At 60.4% G+C, this 15423-nt stretch carries 18 protein-coding genes, 1 tRNA gene and 1 rRNA gene; 8 read left to right on the plus strand and 12 right to left on the minus strand.

What is annotated here, in order from left to right; all coding sequences use genetic code 11:
- Positions 1-4 precede the first annotated feature (4 nt).
- Both rrf and HW452_RS05400 read left to right on the plus strand, forming a co-directional pair.
- Positions 5-120, plus strand: a 5S ribosomal RNA gene (gene rrf / locus HW452_RS05395).
- 110 nt (positions 121-230) lie between these two features.
- The gene (locus HW452_RS05400) at positions 231-422 is read left to right on the plus strand and encodes a hypothetical protein (protein WP_224105088.1); all 192 of its coding nucleotides are present in this window, start codon (positions 231-233) and stop codon (positions 420-422) included.
- Positions 423-518: 96 nt separating this feature from the next.
- Here HW452_RS05400 and HW452_RS05405 read toward each other — a convergent pair whose 3' ends face one another.
- On the minus strand, positions 519-1337 hold the full coding sequence (locus HW452_RS05405) for a Tim44 domain-containing protein (RefSeq protein WP_224105089.1): 819 nt from the start codon (positions 1335-1337) through the stop codon (positions 519-521).
- 131 nt (positions 1338-1468) lie between these two features.
- On the opposite strand from HW452_RS05405, the gene HW452_RS05410 reads away from it, so the two are divergent.
- Positions 1469-2044, plus strand: a complete 576-nt coding sequence (locus tag HW452_RS05410) for an isochorismatase family protein (RefSeq protein ID WP_224105090.1) — start codon at positions 1469-1471, stop codon at positions 2042-2044.
- Positions 2045-2072: 28 nt separating this feature from the next.
- Here the strand turns inward: HW452_RS05410 and yaaA are convergent, their stop codons facing one another.
- Together yaaA and HW452_RS05420 are read right to left on the minus strand one after the other, a co-directional pair.
- On the minus strand, positions 2073-2855 hold the full coding sequence (gene yaaA / locus HW452_RS05415) for a peroxide stress protein YaaA (RefSeq protein WP_224105091.1): 783 nt from the start codon (positions 2853-2855) through the stop codon (positions 2073-2075).
- Positions 2856-2961: 106 nt separating this feature from the next.
- Positions 2962-3993, minus strand: coding sequence for an NADP(H)-dependent aldo-keto reductase (locus tag HW452_RS05420; protein ID WP_224105092.1), 1032 nt, complete (start codon positions 3991-3993; stop codon positions 2962-2964).
- Between the two features lie 241 nt (positions 3994-4234).
- Between HW452_RS05420 and HW452_RS05425 the strand changes: the two genes are divergently transcribed.
- Together HW452_RS05425 and HW452_RS05430 are read left to right on the plus strand one after the other, a co-directional pair.
- On the plus strand, positions 4235-4726 hold the full coding sequence (locus HW452_RS05425) for a tetratricopeptide repeat protein (RefSeq protein ID WP_224105093.1): 492 nt from the start codon (positions 4235-4237) through the stop codon (positions 4724-4726).
- Positions 4727-4777: 51 nt separating this feature from the next.
- Complete coding sequence (locus HW452_RS05430; RefSeq protein ID WP_224105483.1) at positions 4778-5281, plus strand: hypothetical protein; 504 nt, start codon at positions 4778-4780, stop codon at positions 5279-5281.
- 18 nt (positions 5282-5299) lie between these two features.
- Here the strand turns inward: HW452_RS05430 and HW452_RS05435 are convergent, their stop codons facing one another.
- The 5 genes from HW452_RS05435 to HW452_RS05455 are packed head-to-tail and all read right to left on the minus strand — an operon-like array spanning position 5300 to position 8045.
- Positions 5300-5857 carry a TIGR00730 family Rossman fold protein gene (locus HW452_RS05435; RefSeq protein WP_224105094.1) on the minus strand — a complete coding sequence of 186 codons (558 nt, stop codon included), beginning with the start codon at positions 5855-5857 and terminating at the stop codon, positions 5300-5302.
- 34 nt (positions 5858-5891) lie between these two features.
- Positions 5892-6413: a DUF501 domain-containing protein gene (locus HW452_RS05440; protein ID WP_224105095.1), complete on the minus strand. Its 522-nt coding sequence runs from the start codon at positions 6411-6413 to the stop codon at positions 5892-5894.
- Positions 6414-6425: 12 nt separating this feature from the next.
- The gene (locus tag HW452_RS05445) at positions 6426-6728 is read right to left on the minus strand and encodes a hypothetical protein (protein ID WP_106375804.1); all 303 of its coding nucleotides are present in this window, start codon (positions 6726-6728) and stop codon (positions 6426-6428) included.
- 35 nt (positions 6729-6763) lie between these two features.
- Positions 6764-7165, minus strand: coding sequence for an acyl-CoA thioesterase (locus HW452_RS05450; RefSeq protein WP_224105096.1), 402 nt, complete (start codon positions 7163-7165; stop codon positions 6764-6766).
- Positions 7166-7220: 55 nt separating this feature from the next.
- Entirely contained in the window at positions 7221-8045 is an 825-nt protein-coding gene (locus HW452_RS05455; protein ID WP_224105097.1) for a hypothetical protein, read from the minus strand.
- A gap of 72 nt (positions 8046-8117) precedes the next feature.
- On the opposite strand from HW452_RS05455, the gene HW452_RS05460 reads away from it, so the two are divergent.
- Positions 8118-8471: a hypothetical protein gene (locus HW452_RS05460; RefSeq protein WP_224105098.1), complete on the plus strand. Its 354-nt coding sequence runs from the start codon at positions 8118-8120 to the stop codon at positions 8469-8471.
- Between the two features lie 10 nt (positions 8472-8481).
- Here the strand turns inward: HW452_RS05460 and HW452_RS05465 are convergent, their stop codons facing one another.
- A complete protein-coding gene (locus HW452_RS05465; protein WP_224105099.1) occupies positions 8482-8913 on the minus strand; it encodes a hypothetical protein in 432 nt (143 codons plus the stop codon).
- Between the two features lie 36 nt (positions 8914-8949).
- Between HW452_RS05465 and HW452_RS05470 the strand changes: the two genes are divergently transcribed.
- On the plus strand, positions 8950-10122 hold the full coding sequence (locus tag HW452_RS05470; RefSeq protein ID WP_224105100.1) for a MalY/PatB family protein: 1173 nt from the start codon (positions 8950-8952) through the stop codon (positions 10120-10122).
- On the opposite strand, the gene HW452_RS05475 is transcribed toward HW452_RS05470, so the two are convergent.
- Positions 10119-11063 (minus strand): co-chaperone YbbN, encoded by a 945-nt coding sequence (locus HW452_RS05475; protein ID WP_224105101.1) that lies wholly within the window; start codon positions 11061-11063, stop codon positions 10119-10121. The two genes, HW452_RS05470 and HW452_RS05475, sit on opposite strands and share 4 nt — an antisense overlap.
- Before the next feature lie 335 nt (positions 11064-11398).
- Positions 11399-11475 (minus strand) — tRNA-Met (locus HW452_RS05480).
- A 278-nt stretch (positions 11476-11753) separates the two neighbouring features.
- On the opposite strand from HW452_RS05480, the gene phbB reads away from it, so the two are divergent.
- Positions 11754-12500: an acetoacetyl-CoA reductase gene (gene phbB / locus HW452_RS05485; protein ID WP_224105102.1), complete on the plus strand. Its 747-nt coding sequence runs from the start codon at positions 11754-11756 to the stop codon at positions 12498-12500.
- A gap of 77 nt (positions 12501-12577) precedes the next feature.
- Here phbB and HW452_RS05490 read toward each other — a convergent pair whose 3' ends face one another.
- Entirely contained in the window at positions 12578-15394 is a 2817-nt protein-coding gene (locus HW452_RS05490; protein WP_224105103.1) for a DUF349 domain-containing protein, read from the minus strand.
- Positions 15395-15423 lie beyond the last annotated feature (29 nt).

Below are 15423 nucleotides of genomic sequence, written 5' to 3' on the forward strand. Positions count from 1 at the left end.
TACGCCTGACGACCATAGCGAGCGTGAACCACCTGATCCCTTGCCGAACTCAGTAGTGAAACCGCTTAGCGCCGATGGTAGTGTGGGGTCTCCCCATGCGAGAGTAGGTCATCGTCAGGCACTTATTGTGAAAAATCCCCCGGGGCTTCGCCTCGGGGGATTTTTTTATGCGCGAAAGAAAGACTATGATACCGAGGGACCAAGAGCGTTATCTTGCAAGGAGAAGAGCAATGGGAGCACAACTGCTGAAACTATTATCGATGGTCGGCTTTATAGCGTTGCTGGCTGGCGGTTTGGCGGCCTGCGATAACGATAAAGGCCCTGCGCAGAGCGCAGGTGAACGCATCGATGAAGGCATTGAAAGCGCAGGTGAAAGCATTGAAGAGGCTGGAGAAAGCATGCAGAATGCCGCCGAAGGTTAACTGGCCCAGGATTGGTAGAGTGCTGGAAAAACAGCCGCTGATTGCTTAGCGGCTGTTTTGCGTTCAGGGGCTAAAGGTGCCTACCGAATACCACCTTCAAGCGCCTGGGTTCTGCTCGATGCCCTGGAGATACCAGGGAGCGTCATCGCGCAGGGCGCGAGTCAGGTGCCAGGTCTCGTTGAACTCGGTCTGCTCGTCGTTCTCTTCCAGAATACCGTGGAAAATGACGGTTGCTTCGGCACGGCCATCAAGCTCTGTCACATCGCCCAGTTCGGCAAACAGGCGTACGACATCCGTTCGGTTGTTGGCTGGCTGCAGGGCGCGCTCTTCACGCAGCAGGTTGTAAAGCTCGGGGGTCACGTACTCCTGAATCAAGCTGAAGTCGTTATTGTCCCAGGCACGCTGAAGCGTCATGAAGTGTTCCTTGGCACCGCTCAAAAAACGCTCCTTGTCGAACCAGGCCGGCGTGCTGGCAAGCGGGTTGGCAACCCTGCCTCCTGCCATGGAGGCAGGTGACTGGACTTGCGTGCGCGCCTGATGATGGCCCTGGCTCGCTGTTGCCGGGCGCTGGGCACGCATGGCGCGAAACGCCAGGAATGCCAGGGCAGCGACGCCGATGATCATGATGATGTCCATCATGCGCAGACCGTCGAAGGCACCACCAAAGAACAACGCGGCCAACAGGCCCCCGGCCAGCAGGCCACCCATCATGCCGCCCATACCGCCACGGCGCGCGCCTGCCGCTGCTTGCGTTTGCGGTGTGCTCTGAGTCTGCTGCGCCGCCGGGCGGTCAGCCGAGCGCGAGACGCTGCCCATGTTGTTGCCGCCGCCCATGCGTCGCGCATCTGCAGATTCAATGGCCAGGCCAAAGCCCAGCGTGCTGACCAGCAGCATGATAAAGAGTTGTCGTAGCATGGCGTGCTCCCTTCTCGGTGATGTCATTTATTCGGGTAGTGTTGTGAAGTGAGTATCTTAGCCTTTACGCTTGGCAAGTGGGTGGGAAACTAGTGATGACACCTGACTAAAATAACAACCATGAGGAAAGTATGCGCTTATACCGAGAAAAGAGCCTGCTATTGATCGTCGATTTGCAGTTGGGACTCTTGCCCGTGATCGACGGCAAGCGACAGGCGGTCACCGAGGCCAACTGGCTTGCCCAGGTGGCCGAACGCCTGGATGTGCCGGTGTGGATCACCGAGCAGTCATCGGAAAAGCTCGGAGAGACGGCGCCTACCCTGCTTGAGTCGCTGACGGAGTATCGGCGTTGGCAGAAGAAGCACTTCAACGCCATGGAAAATACCGATTTCTCGCATGCACTGGGTGAGGCTGGCAAAGGGCAGATCGTGATCTGCGGCGCGGAAGCGCATATTTGCGTATTGCAAAGTGCGCTTGGCCTGCTGGAGGCTGGTTATCAGGTGTACTGGTTGAGCGAAGCCTCCGCCAGCCGCCGCCGTGAAGAGGCAGCACTTGCCCGAGAGCGAGCGTGCCACCACGGCGCGGTATCCGTCTCGGCGGACATGGTGGCCTACGAATGGCTTCGCCAGTGTGATACAGACCTGTTCAGGGAGGCGCACCAACGCTTTTTGAAACCGCGTTCGGCGCGCACGCTGACGTTTTTTTGACAGCGTCGAGCCGAAGCTCAGCCTGCCCTCAGGTGCGCTCTGCTTCGCGCCGAGTGAATACCAGCGTGCCGGATTCGGAAGCTTGGGCATCAAACCGGTAGCCTGCCACGTCAAACTCTTTCAGGGCTTCTGGCGTATTGATTCCCTCACGAATGATCCAGGCGCTCATCAGCCCCCGGGCTTTCTTGGCGTAGAAGCTGATGATCTTGAAGGTGCCGCTCTTTTCATCCTTGAAGACGGGCGTAATAATGCGCGCATCGAGTTTTTTGGCATCCACCGCCTTGAAGTATTCATTGGATGCCAGGTTGACCAGCTCCTTCGAGCCGCTGGCAGTAATGGCCTCATTGAGCGCTTGAGTAAGCGTTGGCTTCCAGTAAGCGTACAGATCCTTGCCCGCCTGGTTGGGCAGCCGTGTTCCCATTTCCAGGCGGTAAGCCTGAATCAGGTCCAGCGGACGCAGCAGGCCATACAGGCCGGAAAGGATACGCAGGTGAGTCTGGGCAAAGCGGTTTTCCGTCTCGGTGAACGTCTCTGCTTCAAGCCCGCTATAAACGTCGCCCTGAAAGGCCTGGGCGGCGGGCTTTGCGTTATCCAGCGAAAAGGGCGGCTCCCACTCGGCAAAGCGTGCCGCGTTGAGGCCGGCGAGCTTGTCGCTGATGCCCATCAGCTCGCTGAGCTGCGAAGGGGAGTAGTCGCGCAGAATATCGATCAGCACTTGGCTATGGGGCAGGAAGTCTGGTTGGGTAACCTGGCGGGTCGTGGAGGGCGTTTCAAAATCCAGCGTTTTGGCAGGTGAAATGACACTCAGCATGGAAAGCTCCTTCGGCCGACGTAACATGATGAAAGTGAATGGCCGACAGTATACCAAGCCTCGGCGCAGGCCGAGGCTATCGCCTTGATAGTGCGTCTATGCGCCTTCAGGGGCAGGGGTTGGGCATGCGGCGGTGGATGTCGTCGATGGCATCCAGCACGTCCTCATCAAGCTTGAGGCTCTCGCTTTCCAGGTTGCTCTCCAATTGGTCCATGGTCGTGGCGCCAATGATATTGCTGGTCAGAAAGCTGCGTGAGTTGATGAACGCCAACGCCATTTGCGCCGGGTCCAGTCCATGTTCGCGGGCCAGATCCACATACGCCTGCGTGGCGGCCTCCGCTTCAGGTGACGTGTAGCGCTTGAAGCGTTCATAAAGTGTCAAGCGACCCTTTTCCGGCCAGGCGCCGTTCAAGTACTTGCCGGAAAGGACGCCAAACCCCAGCGGCGAGTAGGCCAACAGGCCGACGTCTTCGCGGTGGGCGATCTCGGCCAGTCCAACTTCGAACGAGCGGTTGAGCAGGTTATAAGGATTCTGGATGGACGCCACGCGCGGCAGGCCCATTTTTTCTGCCAGATAGAGCGCGCGCATCACGCCCCAGGGCGTATCGTTGGACAGGCCGATCGAGCGTACCTTGCCGGCGTCTACCAGCTCCTTCAGTGCAGACAGGGTTTCTTCCAGCGGAGTGGCGTCTTCATCATCCTGATGCACGTAACCCAGCTTGCCGAAGAAGTTGGTGTTGCGATCCGGCCAGTGAAGTTGGTAAAGGTCCACATAATCGGTCTGCAGGCGGGCGAGACTCTCGTCGATGGCCTGATGGATATGAGCGCGAGTCATGCGCGGGCCGCCGCGTATATGCGCCGGGCCAGGGCCTACGGCCTTGGTCGCGATCACGACATCGTCGCGCTCACCGCGCTGCTTCAGCCAGCTGCCGATATAGGTCTCGGTCAGCCCTTGCGTTTCGGCCTTGGGCGGTACGGGGTACATCTCGGCGGTATCGATGAAATTGATACCGAAGGCAACGGCACGATCGAGCTGCTCATGCGCCTCGGCCTCGCTGTTCTGCTCGCCAAAGGTCATGGTGCCAAGGCAGAGGCGGCTGACCTCGATCCCCGTTCGGCCAAGTGGGCGCGTTTGCATCTTGATCTCCTCGTTAAGGCAGTCGTGCCTGTTTATTGTGGTGGGTGATTGCGGCGTATGAGGGGCATGTTAGCGAGGCTGTTTGAAAGCAGCAAATCAATGGGGTTGAGTCGTCGCAAAGGCAGGCGTATGCTTGCCAGCCCATTGACCGGCCAGATGCCGGTTTTTCGTGTGGTCGGCACACAAAATACACGCGTGAATGCCGATCAAAGGTCTCAACAAACGGGCAAGGTGGTTTGCCATGCCACAGGCATCATCGTTGTTTACCCGGCTAGAATTTCGCCTGGCCGAACGGCTTTTTCAGAACCGTTGGCTGCTGCCGCGTTCTCCGCGTACCCAGCGGCTCACCATGCGCTTGTTCAAGCGCTGTGCGGATGCGGGGCATCCGGATGCGCTATCGGTTTATGGGCACATGCTGTTTCATCGCAGCCTGTCACCTCAGGACAAGGCGCGTGGCGCACGCTATGTGGTCGAAGCCGCCCAGTCCGGGGATGTAAAGTCGCAGTATCAGGTCGCTCAGATCTACGAACATGGCTGTGCTCAGTACCCACGCCGCGAAGATTATGCGGTAACGTGGTATGCAAGAGCGGCACAGTCAGGCCATCAACCGGCCGCCGAACGGCTGGCCTGCGCCTACCGGTTAGGCGAGCTTGGGTTGACTGCCGATGCCGGCCAGGCGGCTTACTGGCAGCGCATGGCCGAGCGCAGGAAAACAAGCGCGGCTGTGGCGTAATGCACCGCTGAGTGACGAGATGAGATGCTTGAGGATTGAATGAGGAAGTCTGTGTCCGAGACGCTACCCACTGTATTAGATATCGAAGCGTCCGGATTCGGGCGCGGCAGTTATCCCATTGAAGTCGGCATCGCGCGTGCCGACGGAAGCTGCTGCGCGTTTCTTGTTCAGCCTCAGCGGGAGTGGACGCATTGGGACCCGAAAGCCGAACTGCTGCATGGCATATCCCGCGAGCGACTGTTTCAGGAAGGCTATCCGGTACGCCAGGTAGCGCAGTGGCTCAACGACGAGCTGAGCAGCCTGGGCAAGGCCTACAGCGACAGTTGGGGATATGACAATACCTGGCTGTCGCTTCTGTTTTACCATGCCGGCATGCTGCCGCGCTTTCGCCTGGAAGCCTTGCGCATTCTGCTCAGCGAGGAGCAGCAGGCACTCTGGAGCGACACCAAGGAGAGCATGATCGATGAGTGCTCGATCAGCCGCCATCGCGCCGGAGAAGACGCTCGCCTGCTGCAGCTGACCTACCAGCGCACCCGCCAGTTGATCACGCGTTAGCCACGCCGAGCCCCGCCGCTACGCGACTTCTCCCTGTAGCTGTATTTCCAGCGCCTCCAGCAGCGCCTCGGGCGTTTGTGCATCCTGCAGCATGTCACGCGTTGGCTGGGCCAGAAAGCCTTGCGCAACGGTATTGTCCAGAAAGGTCATCAGCGGGCCGTAGAAATCCTCGACATTCAAAAGCCCCATGGGCTTTTCATGCAGGCCCAGGTAGCCCCAGGTCCAGATCTCGAACAGTTCCTCGAAGGTGCCGATACCGCCCGGCATGGCAATGAACGCATCGGCGTTGGCTGCCATGGTCGCTTTGCGCTCGTGCATGTTGGCAACGCGAATAAGCTCGGTCAGGCCAAGGTGAGCCTGTTCTCGCTCCACCAGGTGATCCGGCATGACGCCGATCACTCGGCCTTCGGCAGCAAGGGCGGCGTTGGCAAGTTCGCCCATCAGCCCAATTCGCGCGCCCCCATACACCAGAGTATGCCCACGCACGGCCAGCGCCGTACCCAGCGCACGGGCCGCCTGACCAAAGGCCGGGCTGTTGCCTTCGCGTGAGCCAAGATAAACGCAGATTCGAGACATCGATTGGTTCCTTGATATCAGTGAGTCGAATGGGTCATGGCAGGCAGCGGTCGACCTGATGATGCTCGTCCATCCACTGGCCAATCACGTTGTTACCACAGAGATGGTGGGCGTACTGGGTATGCAGGCAGCGCACCTGCTGCCAGTTGCTGATACCGCCGATGCCGCGCTCGGTCAGCACATCGCTGTATCCCAGCCGGTCGACTTCGGCGCGCTGAGCATCGCTCATGTAGTCCCAGCGGGCCTTCACGTAATCGCGATGGCTCTGCTGATAGGCTTCCAGGAAATCAGGCTCTTTCTGAAGGCGCTGCTCCAGCGACTTGATGACGCCCACCGCCTCGATGCGCGAGATCTCCACTTTCAGCACATCGGAGCACAGCCAGTAAAGCGTGGGGAAGGGCTTGCCATCCACGATTGGCGCCATGCGCAGCACCAGCGGCGTACCCTGGCCATCAGTGGCGGCAACGGCTTCGATGCCACGCGGCGCGCGGCCTAGCTGCTGAGCAATAATCGCCAGCTGGCGCTCATCGGGCGCCTGGTCGGTACGAATCACCATTGGGTTGGTCTCTCACGAACGGTCATCTTGAACAAATTTATTGGAGCGGCCAACAGCACGGAAAAAACAGCGGTTGAGCTGCTCTGGGGAAGCCACATAGCACCACGTTCGCTCGCAGTACTCGGCGGCTCGCGCTATCAGCGCGTCATAAAGGCGGTTGAACGGGGCATCATAATCGTAAGGGTCCGCCCCGAACAAGCGGATATGCGGGTAGTCGGCAAAGCGTTCCATGAAGTAGCGCTCAAGGTCGGCCTCGACGGCTCGGTGCTGGGTGGTATTGTCAGGGTCCAGCCAGAGATTGTAGCGAATGGCCATGGGATGCTCCTGGTAACCCCTTGCGGGGCGATGTGTCAGGCGGGCGCATCCTGCAGGTGGGTCGACAGCGCATCGCGCAGCTCGCCTTCGATCGGTACGGCACGCTTTGCCTGGTGGTCATACTGCAGCATGACAGTGTGTCCGACATTGGTCAGCTTGCCGTGCTGGCGCGCTTCCTGGGTAACCGTGAACGAGCTGTTGCCCAGGCGCGTCAGGTAGGTACGCAGTTCGATATCGTGCCCGTAAAACAGTTCAGCCCGATAATCGATTTCCATGCGCGCCATCATCAAGCGCCACTTTTTAGGATCCAGGTCCGGCGTAAACAACTTGAATAGATCGTTGCGGGCAAGCTCGAACCAGGCCGGCAGGCGCGTGTTGTTGATATGCCCCAGCGCATCGGTATCGTAGAAAGCGGGCTCAATGATACGGGTGAACATGGTCGGTGCCTTGTGGTTGGTCGAGTATTCAGGATTACCCCAAGCAAGCGCTCGGTCAAGTGGTTTGGCCGTGGGCCACTCGCCGTTGAGCGAACCAGCGCTGCGCCTGCATCCAGCCGATAAGCCAAAGCGTGGCTACGCCAAATCCCACCAACGTGCCAAGCGCAAGCCCCCAGCTTGCATAGGTATACGAAACGCACAGCGCATAGCACAGCAGTGAGCCAAGGCCCATCGGGTAATGCTTGATGACCGTGGCCGTCGGTGCCGGCCCCTGACTCAAGTGCAGAATCAGCAGAAAAGGCAGCATGGTGATCGGAAAGGCCGCCAGGGTGCCCGCCCAGGCAGAGGGAACCCAGTGAGCAAGCGTAGTGATCGCGAACACGATCATTGTCGCCAGCAGGGCGCGTATGAGCAGTGCGCCCCAGGAAAACGGTGCGCGCGTGGTGGCCAGGCTTTCGGGAATACGGCGGAAAAGCCACGTGAACAGCACGATGGCGCAAAGTGTTACCAGCGTGCCCGTCAGTCGAGTGAAGTCGAACTGAGCCAGCACCAGGCTGACGCCAAACCAGGCCACAAGGCCGCCGGCGGTGCCGGCTAGAAGCCCCGGCAACCCGGGCCTGCGACCACATAGCCAGTAGCCTGCCCCCAGCGCCATGGTGGCGGTAAAACCGGCGAGCGTATGCACGGCGCTCTGGGCGGCGAACAGTGGCGAAATCTCAAGGCCGATAAAGAAAAGCGCCAGCGCCGTGCCCAGCGGATAGCCCGCCAGCAGCCCCGCCACCCGCGGGCTGACTCGCACCGCAATCACCCCAAGGCCCAGCACCATGGCGACAGATACCGCCCCTTTGGCAAGCTGCCAGCTAATCGGAACTTCCAGCATGAATGACTATCCTTATAATTGATCTAACGCTGTCGTCGTTGTCTTGCCACTCTATTCAGGAGAGCAGAGCTTGTGGATGTTGCTTACCCATCAAGGCATACGCTTTCGCCCCCACCCAGGCCTGAACAGTGCGAACTTTGCAGCCGCGCCGCGCCGTTGACCAAGCACCATCTGATACCACGGGCGTTGCATAACAAGCCGCGCTATCGAAAGCGCTACTCGCGTGAAGAGCGGCTGACCGCCATCTTATGGCTCTGTCACGCCTGCCATCGGCACATTCACAGGCTCTACAGCGAGCGTGAGCTGGCCGACCAGTTTGCCAGCCGTGAGGCACTGCTGGCGAGCGAGGAAGTACACCATTTCGTCGAATGGCTTGCCAGGAAACCTGCAGGTTTCAAGCCAAAATCCCGCCGGCCCAAGCGCTGATAGTCAGGAGTCACACCAGGCGCAGCCCCTGCTGATCGCGCCAGGCGGCTTCCAGGGCATTGGCAAGTGGTTCCTTCAGGTGGGCAGGCAAGGCATCATGCGCGGCTTGAAGCGAAGCAAAGTCGCGGTTGCGCAGCCAGCAGTAAGCCCAGGCGCAGGCTTCGGCACTGCTTTGCGGAGTCGGTTTGGCAGGCATCTGGTTGAGCAGAAACACCGCCGTGCGCGGTGCCCAGAGCGGGAGTTCGCCGTTCTCGACCCGGCTCCAGTGGGCAAGCGTGGCACCATCCGGTGTAACGTCAGGCTGGCCCAGCTTGGCAACCCTGGCCGTCTCCGCCAATATGAGGGCCAGCTGGTCGGTGTTCCCTCGACCAAGAGCCTGCCACTGCCGCAATAGCGCCGGAAGGCCCGCGCGCACTTGGGTATAAAAGTCGTCTTGCGGCATGCTCGTTACCACCCTTTTGAATAAGTGAGATGTGTTATGGCATTCGATTTTGCCACGCCTGTCGAGCGGCGCCACCCTGAAGGGGGCTACGCATCGCAAAAATGGCACCGCTACGCTGAGGATGTGCTGCCGCTGTGGGTCGCCGACATGGATTTTCGCTCGCCGCCGGCGGTGATAGAAGCGCTCGAGGCGCGGGTAGCCCATGGCGTGTACGGCTACGGCGAAGTACCGGCGTCGCTGAAGCAAACGCTGTGCGACTGGAGTGCTACGCACTATGACTGGCCCATTGAGCCTGAATGGCAGCACTGGCTGCCGGGCGTGGTGCCGGCACTGCACTTTGCCACGTTGGCGCTTACCCAGCCCGGCGATGGTGTGTTGACCGTAGCTCCCATTTATCCGCCATTTCTGGCCGTGGCAAAACGTACCGGGCGTCTGCCCCAGCAGGCCATGCTGGGCGCACCCAAGAGCCCCGGTGAGCCGTGGCAACTGGATATCGAGGCCATCAAGGCGGCCATTACGCCGCAGACGCGTCTGCTGCTCTGGTGCCATCCGCATAATCCCACCGGTCGGGTCTGGCGGCATGAAGAGCTTGCCACGCTTGCCGAGCTGGTAGAGCAGCACGATCTATGGGTAGTCTCGGATGAGCTGCACTGTGATCTGCTGCTGGATGAGGGCGCTCGCCACCGGCCGCTGGCGGCGATGTTTCCCGCGCTTGCCAAGCGCACCATTACCCTCTGGGCGCCGTCCAAGACCTTCAACCTGGCAGGGCTGAGCAGCGCCTGTGCGGTGATTCCCGACCCTGATGTACGTACCCGGTTCGCCGATGCCTGTAAGGGGCTTTTGCCCGAGGTCAACGTGCTGGGATTGGTTGCCGCCGAAGCCGCCTACCGCGAAGGCGAGCCTTGGCGGCAGGCGCTCTTGAAAGAGCTGCGTCAGCACCGCGCCACGCTTGAGGCCCACGTGGCCAGCTGGCCCGGTGTAACGCTCAGCGAGCCTGAAGCGACGTATCTGGCATGGCTTGATATGCGCAAGGCGGGGTTGGGCGAGACGCCTTATCAAACGATCAAGGAGCAGGCGGGTGTGGCGCTTTCCGACGGAGCGGCGTTTGGCTGCCCAGGCTTTGTACGGCTCAATTTCGGCACTACGGCGTCCCAGCTGGACGCCGCGTTAGCGCGTATGGACAAGCTTTTGAAAAAGACAGGCTGCTAGTAGAGCAGGGCAAACAGCTTGCGCCGATAGGCAACGGTCAAGGGGTGGTCGGCGCCAAGGGCGTCGAATACCTGAAGCAGCGTCTTGCGGGCCGCGTCGTCGTCATAGGCGCGGTCCTGTTTCATCAGGGTCAACAGCGCTTCGAGCCCGGCATCGTACTGACCATCGGCTACCAGGCGCAGCGCGCGCTGAAACTGCGCTTCGCTGTCGTCACGCTCGCCAAGGGCGGCAATCTCATCGGCAGACAGCGCCCGCTCGCTGAACTCGATACTGGCGCGCACGCCGCGAGCGGCTGGCGCATCGCGTTCTTCCGGAGGCAGGTTATCCAGTACGCTGCGTGCCTCGTCGCTGCGCTTTTCGGCAACCAGCGTGCGCGCCAAGGCCACCTGATAGGCGTAGTGCTCCGGGTATTGAGTGATCAGATCCTGATAGATTTCCCGCGCGGTGGCGGCGTCGCCTTGGGCAAGCGCCGCTTCAGCCTGCTCTTCAGGGCTTTCAGGCGCCTCGGCAGGCGCCGGGAAGTAGCGGCCCAACCACTCGCGCACCTCTTTTTCAGGCCGCGCGCCCTGAAAGTTGTCCACCAGGCCACCCTGGCTGACCAGCTTCACGTCCGGTACTGCGCGCACGCCAAGCTGGGCGGAAATCTCCGGATTGGCATCCACGTTCAGCTTGCTCAGCAGGAAAGTGCCTGCGTACTCCAGTGCCAGTTTTTCCAGCACCGACAGGAGCGTGTTGCAACTGGTGTCCGCCGGCGAGTAACAACCCAGCAGAACCGGCACCTGCATGGAGGCTTCCAGCACCTGCTGAATATTGCTGGCATCGAGCTCAATGATGACGTCTTCAGGGCGTACCGCCGCGCGCGGGGTATCAGAGGTACTAGCGCTGTCGCTTCCGGTATCCGCCGTGAGCGGCTTACCTGAACGGGGATCGATAATCTGCATGGGCAACCCGATATCCAAGAATGAAAAGAGACTTTCTCCTGATATGCAGGCAGCCGCTGCCATATTCAAGCCGCCGGCGGAGTATTGTTGAACAGAGCAGACAAGCGCAGGCCCGACAGGTGACGGTGCAAAACGCAGACACAAAAAAGCCGCTACCTTTCGGTAACGGCTTTTTTGTAGAAGATGGTAGCGGGGACCGCCGATCTTGAAACAACAGCGAACCGATGACCTTCGTGTTACGTGTTATGAGTCCGACGAGCGCTCGTTGCCGCCCTGGGTTGTCTGTCAGGTACAAAAAAGCCGCTACCTTTCGGTAACGGCTTTTCTGTAGAAGATGGTAGCGGGGACCGGATTTGAACCGATGACCTTCGGGTTATGAGCCCGACGAGCTACCAGACTGCTCCACCCCGCATCAACGTGAGGCGTATTCTACGGATTTTTTACGCCACGTCAACCTTTAGTAGAAAACTGCTTTGCAAGAAACGTGGAATTCATCGTACTGCAATATGCCAGGAGTAAAGCTATGCTTTCAGTAGCCTTAATAAAAAGCTTACGGTCGGTGGGCCACCTGACAACAAGAGCGGTGGCGTGCTGTGAATGATAAAAGCGCGTAGCGCTTATTCGAAATGGCTTGCAGCGCCATAGCAGTGCTCAAAGGCCAAGCCATTTGTCATATCAGGGAGGTAGTCAATGGCCAATCAAGCGCCCGTCGCCTGGGTAACTGGTGGAACTGGTGGAATAGGCACGGCAATTTGCCGTTCGTTGGCGGATGCGGGTTATCTGGTGGTAGCGGGGTACAACAATCCCGATAAGGCCAGGACCTGGCTGGAAGCTCAGCAGGCTGATGGCTACCAAAGCATCACTACCCTGGGGGTGGATCTTTCCGACCATGAAGCGTGTCTGAAAGCCGCGCGCGAGATTCACGAAACGCACGGTCCCATCAGCGTCCTGGTAAACTGTGCCGGCATTACCCGAGACGGCACCATGAAGAAGATGGCCTACGACCAGTGGTATCAGGTTATTGATACCAACCTGAACAGCGTCTTCAATACCTGCCGCAGCGTCATCGAGATGATGCTCGAAAACGGCTACGGGCGCATCATCAATATCTCTTCGATCAATGGTCGCAAGGGGCAGTTTGGTCAGGTCAACTACGCCGCGGCCAAGGCGGGCATGCACGGCTTGACCATGTCGCTGGCGCAAGAAACCGCCACCAAGGGCATCACGGTCAATACCGTGTCACCAGGCTATATCGCCACCGATATGATCATGAAGATTCCAGAGCCGGTGCGCGAGGCCATTCGTGAAACGATTCCGGTAAAACGCTACGGCACGCCGGAAGAGATTGGCCGGCTGGTCACGTTTCTTGCCGACAAGGAGTCCGGTTTCATCACGGGGGCAAACATCGATATCAACGGTGGCCAGTTCATGGGCTAGGCCGGTAGTTTTATCACCTGTCGACAATGCAAACGGGAGGCTGATCGCCTCCCGTTGTATGTTTGCCAGGGCCAGTTTCAGTCAAGGTGAGCGTTGGCCAGATCCTCCAGCAGGTTATCGAACGCCTTCACTTCCTGCTCCCACTGCGCGGCGGTGAGTGGCCCAAGCGCGAGCAGGGCGGCCAGTACGTCGATAATCTCCTCGCTACGGCTTTTTTCCTGACGAATTCCCTCATTGAGCCGCTCGACCTGGATCGCCAGGCGTAAAGGCTCGTCACTTTGCCGGACGCTGCCGCTGGTGAGCAGCGAAAGATGCACCCGCAGTCTGGAAAGCGACGTTTCAAGTGCTGCCTGATCGTTATCGGTCAGCGGAAGCGCAACGTTTTGCCGCTGGCGATTGCGCGCGTGGTGCGCCTCGACGAAAGCCGCGGGCAGCGGTGTATCGATGACGTCATGGATGTTGACGATTTCAACCGCCTCTCCAGCCAGGCAGCGCTGGTCGGCAGCCAGATGAGCATTGATCAGTGGCAGGGCGCGATGCCACTGCTGAACCGTGTCGGCAATTTTCAGACGACTCAAACGTTCGCGTCGGGCGCGAGCGATACCCTCGAGGCGACGCTGCATGCCTTCGCTACGCCGGTTGCGGGGCAGCGGCTCGAGCTTTTCGATCTGCGCCATGAAACGGTCCAGCGTGTCGGCATCTGCCGCTGTTGTCGGCTGCCAGCTGTCCATCTCATCGATCAGCACCTGCAGGGCGTCAAGCTGCTGCTGTTGGCGCGCTGCTTGCTCGTTCTTGTGCGCATCGCGCTGGGCAAACACGTGATCACATTCATGGCGAAACGCTTTCCACAGCGATTGCTCGGCGCCTTTAGGGGCTCGACCCAGTTGACGCCAGCGCTGCTGAAGCTGCTTGGTGCGCGCAATACGTGCCGCCAGCGGCTGGTGTTCATCGCCCCTCAGCGCCTGCACTTCTTCGATCATGGCCTGCTTTTGCGAGGCGATCTGTTCGGCACGCTGATCGATCAGCGCCTGGAGCTGGTGGCGAATCCGGCCAAAGCGCTGACCGACCGCCTCGGCGTGCTCGCGGGGAACCGGCGAATAGTGACGCCACTGGTGGCGTGCCTTGTCGCGGATCTCGCGCAGCATGTCGGGGTCGGCATCCTCGGCGGGTTGAGCGAGCAGGGTTTCAAGCTGTTCGCAGAGCTGCTCACGGGCGCGCAGGTTGGCGTTGCGCTCTTCGCCAAGCTGGGCTCGCCAGGGCGCCAGGCGTTCGTGAATCTGGTCGGAGGCGGCGCGAAAGCGCGCCGACTGTTCGCGATTGGCCGCCGCATCGCCCAGGGATTTCCACTCCTTGACCAGTTGGCGGTGGTGGCGATCGAGCGCCTCCTCGGCCATATGCTGATCCTCGGCCAGCGCTTCAATACTCGAACATAGCTGCTCGCGCTTGGGTCCTGCCACAAAACCGCGCCAGTCGCGCAGTTCGGCCAGGCGTGCGCCGAGCTGTTTCAGTCGTGCCTTGAGCGGTTTGGCCTGGGGGGCTTGCAGCGCGTCAACCTGGGGCTTCAAACGCTGATGCAGGTGGCTTGCGCTTTTAAACGCGCCGCGCTCCAGCAGTTGCTCGAAGCTATCAAGCTCCTCTTCGAGAGTGTCCAGCGATGCCGTGGCGTTGCCCGCGTCGGGAGTGACGGATGCCTCGGTGGCCAGGATTGCCTGTGCCCGCTGCATCAAGGCCGGGGGTGTCAGCATTTTCGGCCAGGCGCAGGTTTTCAACAGACGCGACAGGGTAGCGTGATCGTGATCGGCCAGCGCCCTTTCGAGCGGGGCGCTGATACCCCGCCAGCGCTGCCAGGCCTCCAGGCACTGCTCGTACTCGGTGATCGCCCGGGTATGGCGCTGGCGGGCCGCTTCGTTGGGTGGGTGGACATCGGAAAGCGCCTGCCAGCGCTGGCCAAGCAGCTGGCGCTGGGCGCGCAGGCTGTCGATATCCTGGCTCGTCAGTTCGCTCGCATGGCGCAGGCTATCCAGGGTCTCTTCAAGCCCTGCGAGCAACTGGTCGCGAGTCGCATCGGCCTCGTCGCGGCGAGCAAGGCGTTGCTGGCGAGCCTGTTCCTGGGCGTCGTGGTCATTCAGCGTCTTGCGACAGCTTAGTGTCGCCTGGTAGAAACGCTGTTCCTGCTCGGCGCTGGGGGGGTGCGAAAGATGCTGCCATTCACGCTCCAGATGGCGCAGGCGGCCGCCATACAGGGGCTCCCAAGGCGCACGCGCATGCTGCTCCAGCTGTTGAAGGATGTGCTCACGCTGGGCTTGCTGGCGGGCAAGCCACTCGGCATCGCTGCGCTTTTGCCCCAGCTTTTCGCGGGCGATGCGTGTTACCTGGCGATCCCTTCGGGCCTGCTTTAAAAGCTGCTTCAGGCTCTCTTCGCTGTCGATACGTTCGGCGGCGCGATGGCGAACCGTGGCAACGCCGTTATGGCACGCCTGATAAATCAAGTCGTGGTCATCGCTGAGTCGGGCAAGTGCGGCCAGGCGCAAGTCGAGATTGTCGCCTTGAAGGGCGATGGCGTTGAGCAGGCGCGGTTCGTCCAGATGCTCTATCAGGGCCAGACGCTGATGCAGATCGGTGCCACCCTGGGTGCCGCTCAGCCGCTGACATACGGCGTCGAACCACGCCTGTTGCTCGCGATGTTCGGCGTACGCCTCCACCAGCGCCTTGAGATCATCAAGCGCCAGGAGGGCGTCCAGGCGAATGCTCGCATCATGGTCGCGGGCAAGTGCCTGCAGCGCTTCGCGCTGTTCAGGGTGGGTCGGGTCGAGCCGAGTGAGGGCCTGCTTGCGCACTTGCGGGTCGGGGTGCTGCCACCGGGGGGCGAACAGGCGTCTTAACAGTCCGTGCATGAATCATCCTGCTTAACGGTGCATGGCAT

The sequence above is a fragment of the Vreelandella aquamarina genome, from assembly GCF_020075495.1.
Taxonomy (GTDB): Bacteria; Pseudomonadota; Gammaproteobacteria; order Pseudomonadales; family Halomonadaceae; genus Vreelandella; species Vreelandella aquamarina_A.

Coding starts and splice junctions, on each gene's coding strand:
- HW452_RS05420 (WP_224105092.1), bottom strand. CDS start 3,993: ATGCAAACGCGCCCACTTGGCCGAACGGGGATCGAGGTCAGCCGCCTC.
- HW452_RS05440 (WP_224105095.1), bottom strand. CDS start 6,413: ATGGTGATTCGTACCGACCAGGCGCCCGATGAGCGCCAGCTGGCGATT.
- HW452_RS05455 (WP_224105097.1), bottom strand. CDS start 8,045: ATGCTGGAAGTTCCGATTAGCTGGCAGCTTGCCAAAGGGGCGGTATCT.
- HW452_RS05445 (WP_106375804.1), bottom strand. CDS start 6,728: ATGGCCATTCGCTACAATCTCTGGCTGGACCCTGACAATACCACCCAG.
- HW452_RS05410 (WP_224105090.1), top strand. CDS start 1,469: ATGCGCTTATACCGAGAAAAGAGCCTGCTATTGATCGTCGATTTGCAG.
- yaaA (WP_224105091.1), bottom strand. CDS start 2,855: ATGCTGAGTGTCATTTCACCTGCCAAAACGCTGGATTTTGAAACGCCC.
- HW452_RS05450 (WP_224105096.1), bottom strand. CDS start 7,165: ATGTTCACCCGTATCATTGAGCCCGCTTTCTACGATACCGATGCGCTG.
- HW452_RS05490 (WP_224105103.1), bottom strand. CDS start 15,394: ATGCACGGACTGTTAAGACGCCTGTTCGCCCCCCGGTGGCAGCACCCC.
- phbB (WP_224105102.1), top strand. CDS start 11,754: ATGGCCAATCAAGCGCCCGTCGCCTGGGTAACTGGTGGAACTGGTGGA.
- HW452_RS05425 (WP_224105093.1), top strand. CDS start 4,235: ATGCCACAGGCATCATCGTTGTTTACCCGGCTAGAATTTCGCCTGGCC.
- HW452_RS05465 (WP_224105099.1), bottom strand. CDS start 8,913: ATGCCGCAAGACGACTTTTATACCCAAGTGCGCGCGGGCCTTCCGGCG.
- HW452_RS05405 (WP_224105089.1), bottom strand. CDS start 1,337: ATGCTACGACAACTCTTTATCATGCTGCTGGTCAGCACGCTGGGCTTT.
- HW452_RS05435 (WP_224105094.1), bottom strand. CDS start 5,857: ATGTCTCGAATCTGCGTTTATCTTGGCTCACGCGAAGGCAACAGCCCG.
- HW452_RS05470 (WP_224105100.1), top strand. CDS start 8,950: ATGGCATTCGATTTTGCCACGCCTGTCGAGCGGCGCCACCCTGAAGGG.
- HW452_RS05475 (WP_224105101.1), bottom strand. CDS start 11,063: ATGCAGATTATCGATCCCCGTTCAGGTAAGCCGCTCACGGCGGATACC.
- HW452_RS05400 (WP_224105088.1), top strand. CDS start 231: ATGGGAGCACAACTGCTGAAACTATTATCGATGGTCGGCTTTATAGCG.